Genomic DNA, 12,773 nt, shown 5'->3' on the forward strand with positions numbered 1-12,773 from the left:
TTCACCCACGCACCGGGCGCGGATCCTCTGCTTGCTCCTCGGGAGCGCCGGTGGTGGTGTTTTCTATCTGCTTCATCTGCCGCTACCCTGGATGATGGGGGCGATGACTTTCACCACTGTCGCCGCCGTGTCGGGTGTCCGCATCGCCATGATGCCGCGCCTGCGCATGGTCTTTGTGGCCATACTTGGCATCATGCTGGGCAGCGCCTTTACACCCCAGATCATCGATCACCTCGCCTTGTGGTCGATCAGCTTTCTGTGGTTGGGGCTTTATGTGGTCGCTGCGACCTTCTTGGTGCGTCTCTACTACATCCGATTTGCCGGGTACGATTCCGTCACAGCCTATTTTGCCGCTGCCCCAGGCGGGCTCTCGGAAATGATTCTGGCCGGCAGCGCCTTCGGGGGCGATGAAGCGCGCATCTCGCTGGCGCATGGCGCCCGCATCCTCGTGGCCGTTTTCGTCCTGTCCTTCGGTTATCGCTGGCTGGGCGGATATACGCCATCTGGAACGAGCCTTGCGGCCACGACGCAGGGTGTGGCTGCGGTCGATCTTCTGTGGCTGACCGGTGCCGGCATCATAGGTTTCTTTGGCGCCCGCCTATTGAGGCTGCCTGCCTATGCGCTGGTGGGCCCGATGATCGTCAGTGCGATCTTGCACGTCCTCGGGTGGACGACGTCACGTCCGCCCGCCGAACTGGTGGCGATAGCACAGATCGTCGTCGGATCGATGATCGGGGCCCGCTTTACAGGACTGCCGCTGCGACTTGTCGTCCGCGGCATTCTCCTTGCCATCGGCGCCACAGCCATCCTCCTGCTGCTGGCGGCCGCCTTTGGCCTAGTGGTCGACGCAACGGCCAACCAGCGTTTTGCCTCGGCGTTGCTCGCCTTCGCCCCTGGTGGCTTGGCGGAAATGAGCCTGATCGCTCTCGCTCTTGGGGTCGATGCGGCTTATGTCTCAAGCCATCATGTCGTCCGGATCTTCATGATCGTCGTGGCAGCACCGCTGGTCTTCCGTTTATTTCGCCGTCAAGGTTAGGGCCATCGTCTTCAAGCGCTTGAGATCCGTCTTGCCTGTGCCCAAAACCGGCAACTCCTCGATGCGGTGCAAGTCGGCCGATTTTGGGACCCAGATTTTCGGCAATCCAGATTCGTTCAGCCCCTGCCAAAGAATTTCCGGCGCCATTGCCTCATCCGCCACATAGAAGCCAACCAGTTTCTCACCCTTTGCAGCATCAGGCACTGCTGTCACGTTGGCACCGTTGATGCCAGGAATGCGCATCATCGCCTCCTCGACCTTGAGATGCGGGACCATCTCGCCACCGATCTTCGAAAAGCGGGACAGTCGGTCGGTGATACGTATGAACCCGTCTTCGTCCAAGACGGCGATATCACCGGTCACATACCAACCGTCCCGGATAACCTCGGCGGTCTTTTCCGGGTTGTTGAGATAGCCAACCATACGGCCAGGCCCCTTCAGCAACAGCAGGCCCTCCTCGCCCTCCTTCAGATCCGCATATGTGTCCGGATCGACGATGCGCGCGGCGACACCCGGGACCGGATGTCCGACCGTACCGGGCTTGTGGCCTGTCTGCAGTTCGCCGACACCGAGGACATTCGGCACATTGACCGAAACAACGGGACCCATCTCCGTGGCACCATAGCCTTCGAGCATATCCAGGCCGAATTTCTCCTTGAAGGCGGCGGCAAGGTCAGGTCGCAACCGTTCAGCACCGACCACCACATGCCGGAGGCTCGCAAAATCCTCTGGCGGACACATCCGTAGATAGGCCTGGCAGAAAGTCGGCGTCGAAATCAGGATCGTTGCCTTGTACTTGCGGATGAGACCGCCGATGGTCTTCGCGTCCAGCGGATTAGCGTGATAGACCGCGCCGATACCAATGACGATCGGCAGGCACAGCGTCCCGGTGAAGCCGAATGAATGGAAGAACGGCAGAACGCCGACGATCCGATCGTCCCGCTGCACCCACAGGATCTGCGCGATCGCTTCCAGGTTCGAAATGACGTTGTGCTGGGAAAGCATGACACCCTTCGGCTCACCCGTTGAGCCGGAGCTGAACATCACTGTGCAAAGATCGTCGATTGACTGGTTGCGCGGCGCTGCAATCCGGATCAGCAAGGAAGTCGGCGTCAACAGGGTTGCTACATACATGAGCGACTGAGCGAGTTTGCTCTGCTTGGCCAGCAAATCCTCGACAAAGATCATATCCGGTCGTTCTTCGAGCTTCGCCTTGGTCAGAAAAGCGCGCGCGGTCACGACCGTCTTGATGCCGCATTGCTGGATCGCCGACTCCATTGCCGCCGCGCCAATCGTGAAGTTCAAATTGACCGGGATTTTACCGCACAGCATCAGCGCCATGTTGACCAGAGCCGCCCCTACGGAGCCTGGCAGGAGAACCCCCACCATCTTGTCACCTGGCCGCTCATGGGCAAACCAACGCGCCAGCAATCGTGCGCCGGTAAGGGCCTGACCAAAGTTGAGTTCACGTCCAAGGGAATCCGCCACCGCCATTCGGAACCAGTATCTCTTGGCCGATTGGATGAAGCGAACCGGCACAAGATCGTCGGCCTTCCTGCGCACGCGAAATGCATCGCCGCCCATTTCAAGGAGCTTCTGACGGACTTCCCAGGCCCGCGTCCCAGCCCCTAACGGTTTCCCGAAAGTGATCGTCACTGGATAGAAGAAGCGGCTGGGCCATTTCCAGAAGAACTTCCCATTCTTGAAACTGAAGATTGAGCCCCAGACCTGATCGAGGTGAACCGGGATGATCGGCACGTCGAGACCATCGACGATCCGCTCGAACCCGCGCTTGAAGGGCAGCATATTGCCGGTCCGGCTGATGGAGCCTTCGGCGAAAATGCAGATGACATGCCCTCCCTCAAGTTCGCTGCGCGCCTTCTTGATCGGCTCCAGCACTTTGCCGCCGCCTGTTGGAATGGCACGCATCACCTTCAGGAACCCACCGAGTCCGGGAATATTGAAGAAGGGCGCGTAGACCATGAAGCGGACAAAGCGCTGAACGCAGGAGCCGACCAGCAGGCCGTCGACAAAGGAAAGATGGTTGCACACCAGAAGTGCCGGCCCATTGAGGGGAACGTTCTCTGCCCCGACGATACGGATGCGATAGATGGAATGGGTAAGCAGCCACAGGGTGAAGCGAATGAAGAAATCGGGCAGCAGCAGAAAGATGTATCCGGTCACCAGGAAGCTGAGTACGCCCCCGACCAGGATGACTTGATCCGGGGACAGTGCCATGACGCTGCCGAAGAGGTAGTTGCAGCCGGCCGCCAACAGAATGCCGATAAAGTTGAGGATGTTGTTGGCCGCGATAATGCTGCCGCGGGCGCTGGCGGAAGATTTTTGCTGCAGCATCGCGTTAAGCGGCACCACGTAAAAGCCGCCAAAGAAGCCAAGGACGGTGAGCCAGAGAATGGCACCCGTAATCGTGTCGGCGGTGACCAGCAGGATTGCCGCGGCGCCCATCCCAATCGACCCAATCGGCACCAACCCAAGCTCGACCTTGTGGCCGGAAAGGCGGCCGGCAACCATGCTGCCGACGCCGATACCAATCGCAACAGCAGCCCACAACCCACCGGTTGCCCCTTCGCTGAGGCCCAGGAGCTTCGTGCCATATAGCGGGATTGATATCTGCACCAGCGCGCCGAGATACCAGAACCAGGATATTCCGAGGACCGTCAGATAGAGCCGGCGATTGGAGAACAGTTCTTTGAAGCCGCCATCTATGCCGGCGATTGGGTTCCAGGTGAATGGCACTTTGTGCTGTGGGGCGGGTGTCCGCCCGATGCCCAGACTGGCCAGCGAACCGACGATTGCCACGGAAAGAAGAATCAGGCCCATGCCGAACGGTGAATGACCAAGCGACTGGTAAAGCTGACCACCCAATTGCGTGCCGATGATAATCGCCAAGAACGTGCTCATTTCGATGAGCGCGTTGCCCCGTGATAAATCCTGCTCAGGCAGCAGTTCGGGCAGGCAGGAATATTTCGCAGGACTGAAAAACGTCGAATGGGTCGCCATGAGGAACATGACACCCATCATCATGTTGATATCGTGGCGCATAAAGGCGACCAGTCCGACCAGCATCGCGACGATTTCGAAGGACTTGGTGAAGATCAGCACCGATCGTTTCGAGAATTTATCGGCCAACTGACCAGCATAGCCTGAGAACAGCAGGTAGGGAGCGACAAACAGGGCAGCGATGATCGAGATGTAGGTATTGGCACCGAGAGCGTCCGGTTGCGCCGACGCCAGGTCAATCGCCAGGAAGGTAACGGTAAAGCGATAGAGATTGTCATTGAGCGCGCCCAGAAACTGCGTCAGCAGCATCCAGGCAAACCCAGGATCGAACACCAATCGCAGATAGGAACGGTCGTTCATCGCTTTCCCCCTCATTTCCTTGACAAAATCAGGGTGGCGGGCGCCCAAGTCAAGCAAGCGAATGCGAGGCCTGTTCACATAGCACCCGCCTCGCTAGACTGGGCGCATCATGACCGAAAAGATCATCATCAAGACGACCTGCCCCCGCGACTGTTATGATGCCTGCGGCATTGCCGTCGCCAAATCACCCGATGGCCGCATCAAGGTTCTGGGCGATCCGGACCACGCCGTCAGCCGCGGCGCGCTGTGCGGAAAATGCGCCATCGCCTATAACGGTGCCTATCTCGACCGGAATGCCCGGCTGACATCGCCTTTGAGGCGTACCGGCCCCAAAGGTAGTGGCCGATTCGAACCGATCGGCTGGGACGAAGCCATTTCGACCATTGCTGACCGCTTCCAGGCGATCGCGGCGACACAGGGTCCCGAGGCCATCTGGCATACGCACTATACCGGCACCTGTTCGGCCATAGCCGGCAGCTTTCCGCAGCGTTTTTTCCACCGCCTCGGTGCCAGCGAGGTCGATCCGGACAGCATATGCAACGCGGCTGGGCATGCCGCCCTCAACTATCTCTATGGCACGTCGACCGATGGCTTCGACCCACGCATGGCCAAGGAAGCTGCTTGCATCCTGGTCTGGGGCGCCAATCCATCGGCCTCCGCGCCGCATCGGCACAAGCATTGGCTCCAGGAGACCGAAGCCAAGGTCATCGTCGTTGACCCTGTCCGGCATGAGACCGCCGCCATTGCCGACCTGCACTTGCAGCCCTTTCCCGGAAGCGACGCCGCCCTCGCCTACGGCATCCTTCATGTGCTGGTTGCCGAGAAGCTCGTCGACGAAGCATTCATTCGCAGCCATACGGTCGGTTGGGAAGAGCTTCAGGCACACATCGCCAAAGCCTCACCAAGCTGGACCGAGGGCGCAACCGGCGTGCCCGCAGGTGATATTGTCGCCGCGGCCAAACTGTATGGCAGTGGCCCGGCCTTGCTCTGGTTGGGCCAGGGGCTGCAGCGCCAGCCGATGGGCGGCAATGTCTTTCGTGCCGTGAGCCTGCTGCCCGCAGTTACGGGCAATTTTGCCAAGCCCGGCGCCGGCCTCCTCTATCTCAACGGCGGCGGCCGCCGCGGCATAGATGGTGACTATCTGGAAACGCCCCATCTGCGCCGGAACGAGCGGCAGACCGTCAGCCATATGGACTTGGTCAGCCTGCTGCGCGATGGTAACCGCGCCGGCGCCTTGATCACCTGGAACATCAACATCGCGGCCTCCAACCCGCGCCAGGCGGAACTGCGCGATGCTCTCAACCGCGACGATCTGTTTCACGTCGCCATCGACCTGTTCCCGACCGACACGGTGGATCATGCCGACATCGTACTGCCGGCCGCGTCATTCCTAGAGTTCGACGATCTGGTCTTGTCCTATTTCGACCTGACCGTCTCGGCCCAGGTCGCGGCCACATCGGCCCTCGGGCTCGCCTTACCGAACCAGGAAATCTTCCGCCGCCTTGCCCGGGCGATGGGATTTACGGACGCAGAGTTGTTCGAAAGCGATGAGGAAATCCTGAACAATCTCGCCCGACAGGTCGGACTGGAGAGCTTTGCCACTCTCAAATTGAAAGGCACGGTACAGCGCTGGGCGGAGCCTGTCCTGCAGTTTCCGGACCTTCAATTCGGAACCGCTTCCGGGAAGATCGAATTCGCCAGTGCTGCCGCCGAGGCGGACGGCTATCCGCGCATCCCCATGCCGAGTGTCGATCCCCATCCCTCTGGGTCAAAGCTGCGCCTGTTGTCACCAGCTTCCCGCTGGCTCATGAACAGTTCTTATCACAATGACCCGAAAATCGCCGCCAAGCTGGGGCCGGAGCATGTGATGTTACATCCGGATGACGCCAAAGCGCGCGGTCTTGAGGCAGGCGCGAAAGTATCCGTCAGCAATGCGACGGCCAGCATCGAAATGATCCTGGATGTGGCACCACTGGTTCCGCGTGGCGTCGCCCTGGCAGCAAAAAGCCGTTGGCCTAAGCTTATCCCCGGCGGTCTCAGCGTCAACGCGCTCAACCCCGGCCAGAAGAGCGATATGGCAGAAAGCTCTTCCGTGCACGGGATTGAAGTTGAGGTCGCTTCGGTCTGATTACATTTTGACGCGTTCGTTCTTGGGGTCGTAGAGCGGCTGCAGGCTGACCTTGGCGGGATAGCGCCGGCAGGCGATTTCCAGCTCATAGGTGCCGCTCAGGACCTCTTCCGGCGAAACGCCGTTCTGCGGGTCGCGCACGTAACCGATACCGATATTGGTGCTGAGCGTATAGCCATAGCCACCGGACGCCAGCCAGCCGACTTGCTTGCCGTTGCGGAAAATCGTCTCGCGGCCAAGCAGGACCACGCTCTGATCGTCCACCGTGAAGCAGGCCAGGAGTTTGGGGAGCTTCTTTTGCACCCCGCCCTTCTCCAACATGGCCGATAAGGCCTCGCGCCCCAGGAAGGGAACGTTCTTCTTCAGCTTGACCGCCCACCCCATGCCGGCTTCCAACGGCGAATGATCCGGTGTGATGTCAGAAGACCAGGCGCGATAGAATTTCTCCAGACGCAGGCTTTCAATGGCACGATAGCCCGCATTGGCAATGCCGAACTTGGCCCCCGCGGCCCACAATGTGTCGTAGACGGCAACCATAGACTCAACGGGAATATGCAGTTCCCAGCCGAGCTCGCCGACATAGGTGACGCGCAGCGCCCGCACAACGGCACCGCCAATGGCAATCTCCTGCGCAGTACCGAACGGGAAGGCCGTATTGCCGACATCCTGCGCCGTCACGGCTGCCAAAACCTCGCGCGCCTTCGGCCCCATCAATGATAGAACGCCATAGGCCGACGTAACGTCGATCAGGCGCGCATCGAGGCCCGCCGGTATATGCGAACTGATCCAATGGAAGTCGTGGGTCGCGTAACCCGTGCCGGTAACGATGTAAAAGGCATCATCCGCCACCCGCGTGACGGTGAGATCGCATTCGATACCACCACGCTGATTCAACATCTGGGTATAGATGATGCTCCCCGGCTTCTTGGCGACTTCGTTGCTGGCAATCCACGATAGCGCTGCCTCGGCATCGCGGCCGATCAGCATGAATTTGGCAAAAGAGGTCTGGTCAATCAGAACGACACGTTCCCGCGCGGCCTTATGCTCATTGCCGACATGCTCAAACCAGTTCTGTCTTTCATAAGAATAGACATCTTTCGGCTCGACACCCTTTGGTGCGAACCAATTCGGCCGCTCCCAGCCCAATTTCCAGCCGAAGACCGCGCCTTGGTCTTTCAGCTTCGCATAAAGTGGCGAGACACGAACCGGCCGCACGCTCTCCAGTTCCTCGTGCGGCCAAGCCATCGAATAGTGATGCGCATAAGCTTCAAGCGTACGGGTCAGCACCCAGTTCTTGTCGCGATGGACAGAGCCGAAGCGCCGAATATCTACCGGCCACAAGTCCATCGGCGCTTCGCCACCGGCGACCCATTCCGCAAGCGCCCGCCCGGCACCGCCGCCGGAGGCAATGCCGAAGGCGTTGAAGCCAGCGCCAACGAAAAAGTTCTTCACTTCTGGCGCCTCGCCCAGGATGAAATTTCCATCCGGCGTAAAGCTTTCCGGACCGTTGATCATCTGCTTGACACCGGCCTTCTCGAGCGCCGGTACGCGAGCAAGCGCCTGCTCCATCAATTGGCCGAAATGGTCCCAATCGTTCTCCAAAAGCTGGAAGGCGAAATTGCCCGGAAGCGAGTAGCGATCCTGCCCCGGCAACCAGGGAATCGGATTGTGCTCATACCCACCCATCACTAGGCCGCCGACTTCCTCCTTGAAGTAGATGAGGCGATCCGGATCGCGGAGTGTCGGCAAGTTCTTGGGCACGCCGGCCATCGGTTCCGTGACGATATACTGGTGCTGCACCGATTGCAGCGGCACATTGACACCGGCCAGCGCACCGATCTCACGCGCCCATTGGCCACCGCAATTGACGATCACGTCGGCGGTGATGCGCCCCTTTTCGGTCTGGACGGCCACCGCTCGCCCCTTCACCACGTCGATACCGGTGACGGCCGTCTCCTCGATGATTTTCACCCCGGCGAGACGCGCACCCTTGGCTAGCGACTGGGCGATATCGGCTGGGTTGGCCTGACCGTCAGTGGGCAGGAAGGCTGCGCCCACCAGATCGCCGATATCCATGATCGGCCACAGATCCTGCGCCTCCTTCGGCGTCAGCAGGTTCATCTCCAAACCAAACGAATGCGCCGTCGTGGCTTGGCGCTCGATCTCGGTCATCCGCGCCCGGTTGCAGGCAAGTCGTAAGCCACCATTCATCTTCCAACCGGTGGCCAGCCCCGTTTCAGCTTCCAGCCTGTTGTAGAGTTCAACCGAGTATTTCAGGAGCTGCGTGATATTGGCCGAAGTCCGAAGCTGGCCGACAAGGCCGGCCGCATGCCAGGTGGATCCGCTGGTCAACTTGTGACGCTCAATCAGCACGACGTCCTTCCAGCCGAGCTTAGCCAGATGATAGGCGGTCGAACATCCGATGATGCCGCCGCCGATGATGACGGCACGCGCCGAAGTCGGGAAATCACTCATAGAAAACTCCTTACATATTCCGGAAGTCACCGAGCGCGCGTTCAAAGCGCGCGAGATTCTCGGCGGTATAGGCGGCGTAATCGAAATCCAGCGTCGAATGGATTTCGGAAATCATGCTCCACATCGTCTCGCGCAACAGAGATGCGCATTTCATCGCGTGATAGCGGCGCGACAATTCGCTGTCGACCGGTCGCTCGAAATAGGCTTCGAGCAGGGCAACCTCATCGGTTGGCGATACCTCGTTGTTCGAGCAAAGATTGGCTAGATCGAAGAGCGGCGAATTGAAGCCGGCATAGTCCCAGTCGATCAGCCATAGCCGATCCCCACCATCAATGAAATTCGTTGGCAGCAGATCATTGTGGCCATAGACGATATCGACCGGACCGACGGCCGTTTCGAGTTCGGCCGCAATACCCAGCAAGCGCGGCAGGACGCTCAGATGCCGGCTGTTACCCGCTTTCAGAGAATGCCCATAGTCCCGTAGGACGTGGAACACCCAGAAGATGAGGGCCGGACCGGTCACATGAAGCGGCATTTCCCGGTGACAGCGACGGATAAGGGGCAGAATGCGGGACAGCATTGACGTATGCCGGACATCCTCAGCCGAAAGGGTCTTGCCATCGACGAATTCGAACACCAGGGCACCGGGTTCGGCGTGGATTACGGCCGGCGACAATCCACATTCCGCCGCCGCCCGGCTCGCCGCCAGCTCATTGAAACGCATCACGCCATGCACGGGGATGTCATCGCCGATTCTGACGAAAAAACGTCGCCCAGCATCTTCGACGCAGAAATTGGCGTTGGTGATGCCGCCTTTGATGATCTCCGGGCGCACTGGCGCCGACCAACAGGCCAGTGCCTCGACCCTCGCCATAGCCTCCCGCATGTACCGCCTCATTGCTTCAACTTTTGACCATCATTCGCCATTGAATGCGGAAAAAGTCAACAATGAAGGCACATTCAATGTTGATTCGATGTTGTTTTGAGCGCCTCAGCTCATCGAAAAGCGACTATTCGCATATCTTTTCAATAAGTTACCTAAAGCGCCCTGACGTCACTCAGGAACCCTTTCACCAAATGATCAAGTTGGGCGGATTGCTGTGCGAGCGCCCCAGCAGAGGTGCGAACGGTCGCAGCGGCATCATTGCTGGCGCGAGCTGCATCGTTGACTACCGAGATGTTTCTCGTCACCTCCTCAGTTCCTTTGGCCGCCTCCTCTACATTGCGGGCGATTTCCCGCGTGGCCGCCGTCTGTTCTTCGACAGCTGCCGCGATCGTCGCCGAAATCTCATGGCTACGGCGGATTGTGTCGGATATCTGCTGGATCGCGCCAACAGCTGTGCCGGTTGAACTCTGGACGTCTCCAATCTGCTGACCGATCTCCTCCGTAGCGCGGCCGGTCTGCTGCGCCAAATTCTTGACCTCGCTGGCAACAACGGCAAACCCACGGCCCGCCTCACCCGCGCGCGCAGCCTCGATTGTCGCATTCAGTGCCAGCAGATTGGTCTGGTTCGCAATATCCTGGATCAGGGTCACAACCTGCCCAATCCGCTCCGTAGCAGCCTCCAAGCCCTTCACCACGCTGGTTGTCCGCTCCGCCTCGGCAACAGCATCCTCGGCGACCTTCGTCGACATCGTCACCTGGTTGCCAATCTCCCCAATCGAAGCGTTGAGCTCTTCGGTAGCGGCGGCCACAGTCTGCACATTCGACGACGCCTCCAAGGCGCCGGATGAAACCGCTTGCGCACCAGAACTGACAGACTGTGCTGAATCCGCCATCGAACCCGCGGTCCTCTCCATCTCTCTTACAGCATCATTGACCGTGGATAGAGCCGCTGCGACCTCACGGTCAAATGCCAGTGTCAACGCCTGCATGCGCTCGGCACGTTCCAGCTGCTTTTGCTGCGCTTCTGCCTGCTCACGAGCCAGCCGCTGTGATTCCATCATCGAGTTCTTGAAGACCTCGACGCTCTGGGCCATTTGGCCAATCTCATTGCGGAAATCTGTGGCCGGAATAGCCGTTTGCTGTCGGCCGCTGGCCAACTCAAGCATAGCTCTCGTCATCGCCGCAATCGGGCCTACAATCCTATTGCCGATGAAGCCTGCAACCAGAACGGCGAGCAAGGCTACTACGCCAATGGCTGCGGCAATCCAGACTCTGGTCCTAGCGCTCACCTCCGTTGCTGCGGCATTTGCTGACTGAAACTGTTGATTGATCCGGCCGATCATATCCGTGACTATCGGATCGACTTTGGCAAAGCTGTCCGACAGCGTCTTCTCATCAACGACGATATTGAGGCGTGTTGCAGCAACGGCTTGAAAGTCGTCCGCGTAGGCCTTCATCAACTTTTTGATGTCATCCTTGTCGCCCTGCGCCATCTCAGACGCATCGATGTCAGAGATAAATGACGCGGCAGTCTTTGCGTGCGCTTCGACATACTTTGGATCGAGGCGTAGCAGAAAATCCTTCTCCGCACGCCGCAACATCAACATCGTGATCGTCAGTTTGTCTGCCGCAAGCTTCTTCAAGCGATCCTCGATCTGATGAACGGATTTGCGCAGTTCACCACGCAATCCAAGCTCATCATTGAGCCCGATTTTTCCCCATTCCGACGTCGTCGCGATGAAGGCTTGCTGATACTCTCCGATCCCAGCCTTAATTGCGGTAATCGCCTCGCCATATGCGCCAGCTTGATCCGCTTTGCTCAACGCATCGAGACGAGCCGCGATAGTTTGCATCACCTCATCATGCTGTTTGACGTATTTATCATCCAGACGCAGCAAGAAGTCCTTTTCGCGCCGTCGCGCGTTTAGAAAATCGTATCGGAGATCTTGGGCGATGACGTAGATCGCCGTTGCAGCATTCGCCTGTTCTTGCTCGTCAGCACGATTCGAGTCAGCCACGAGATAGTAGACAAGGATTCCGAGGAAACCGCTCAGTGCTACGAGGCTCACCAATTGGATCTGCCAGGAGATCCGGAAGGTCTTGAAGACGCTGCTCATGCATGCCCCCAGAGCTATGGATTGTCGGTGAAAAAGCCAGTTCGTAAGTACCCCAAGTTGGCTTAGAGCGACAAAATTGTAACATCTGGCGAAGGCACCTTTGAAGGCATTCCGTCGAAGCCCCGGTTAGCTCTTTTCTCCTAACCTGAATGGCGCAAAGGGTCGCCCCAACCGACCGGCTCGAAGAAAATTGCTGTCTCTGGAGAGTAAATCTCGCTTTTTCCCCCGGCACTCAGAGCCTAGCTTCGGCTCAACGGGCGGCCGGCCCACGATCGCAGGGTCGCGAGCCTTGCACAGTGCAACTTGCACCGCGACACCAAACCCAAGGCACCACGGCGAAGATCGCGGATGCCAGCCAGAACGAGTATCCCTCATGACAAATGGATACGAGCAACAGGAAGCAAAATGCGCGGGGCAAACCGAAGGAACCTGCTGTTGAACTGAACGTTCAACGCTTCACCAAATATCGCTTCATTTTGCTGTCATTGATTCGGCTTAGAACTCGCTGCCGAAGACAAAGGAGAGACGCACGTGTCCAGCGCGATCAACCAATCTGCCGCCAACGAAAACAATCCCGCTTTCGCGATCGAGGTATCTGGTATTTCGGCAGGTCTTGCTCTGCGGGAACGCGGCGGCTTCAGCTTTATCGCGGCCGACCCGCGCTTCAGAATAATCGAAGGCAGTCGCTTTCGCCGACTCGCTCAACTCGAAGATGCAGTCCGCACCCTGGCCAAAGCTGTGGGCAATTGA

General features: G+C 58.8%; 7 protein-coding genes. 3 read left to right on the forward strand and 4 right to left on the reverse strand.

Translation table 11 applies throughout. The features are described 5' to 3' along the window. The first annotated feature begins 31 nt into the window (after positions 1 to 31). Positions 32 to 1,036, forward strand: coding sequence for an AbrB family transcriptional regulator (locus ACE3PP_RS15105; RefSeq protein WP_374383736.1), 1,005 nt, complete (start codon positions 32 to 34; stop codon positions 1,034 to 1,036). On the opposite strand, the gene ACE3PP_RS15110 is transcribed toward ACE3PP_RS15105, so the two are convergent. Continuing rightward, the gene (locus tag ACE3PP_RS15110) at positions 1,016 to 4,417 is read right to left on the reverse strand and encodes an acyl-[ACP]--phospholipid O-acyltransferase (RefSeq protein WP_374383738.1); all 3,402 of its coding nucleotides are present in this window, start codon (positions 4,415 to 4,417) and stop codon (positions 1,016 to 1,018) included. The two genes, ACE3PP_RS15105 and ACE3PP_RS15110, sit on opposite strands and share 21 nt — an antisense overlap. Before the next feature lie 109 nt (positions 4,418 to 4,526). Here ACE3PP_RS15110 and ACE3PP_RS15115 point away from each other — a divergent pair, with 109 nt between their 5' ends. After that, positions 4,527 to 6,545, forward strand: a complete 2,019-nt coding sequence (locus tag ACE3PP_RS15115) for a molybdopterin-dependent oxidoreductase (RefSeq protein WP_374383741.1) — start codon at positions 4,527 to 4,529, stop codon at positions 6,543 to 6,545. Here the strand turns inward: ACE3PP_RS15115 and ACE3PP_RS15120 are convergent, their stop codons facing one another. From ACE3PP_RS15120 to ACE3PP_RS15130, 3 genes are all read right to left on the reverse strand, one after another. After that, positions 6,546 to 9,020, reverse strand: coding sequence for an FAD-dependent oxidoreductase (locus ACE3PP_RS15120; RefSeq protein ID WP_374383743.1), 2,475 nt, complete (start codon positions 9,018 to 9,020; stop codon positions 6,546 to 6,548). Positions 9,021 to 9,030: 10 nt separating this feature from the next. Further along, on the reverse strand, positions 9,031 to 9,894 hold the full coding sequence (locus ACE3PP_RS15125; protein WP_374383745.1) for a phosphotransferase: 864 nt from the start codon (positions 9,892 to 9,894) through the stop codon (positions 9,031 to 9,033). A gap of 164 nt (positions 9,895 to 10,058) precedes the next feature. Continuing rightward, entirely contained in the window at positions 10,059 to 12,023 is a 1,965-nt protein-coding gene (locus tag ACE3PP_RS15130) for a methyl-accepting chemotaxis protein (RefSeq protein WP_374383747.1), read from the reverse strand. 531 nt (positions 12,024 to 12,554) lie between these two features. Between ACE3PP_RS15130 and ACE3PP_RS15135 the strand changes: the two genes are divergently transcribed. Next, positions 12,555 to 12,773 carry a hypothetical protein gene (locus ACE3PP_RS15135; RefSeq protein WP_374383748.1) on the forward strand — a complete coding sequence of 73 codons (219 nt, stop codon included), beginning with the start codon at positions 12,555 to 12,557 and terminating at the stop codon, positions 12,771 to 12,773.

Origin of the sequence: Dongia sp., from assembly GCF_041910485.1 — a bacterium.
GTDB lineage: Bacteria > Pseudomonadota > Alphaproteobacteria > Dongiales > Dongiaceae > Dongia.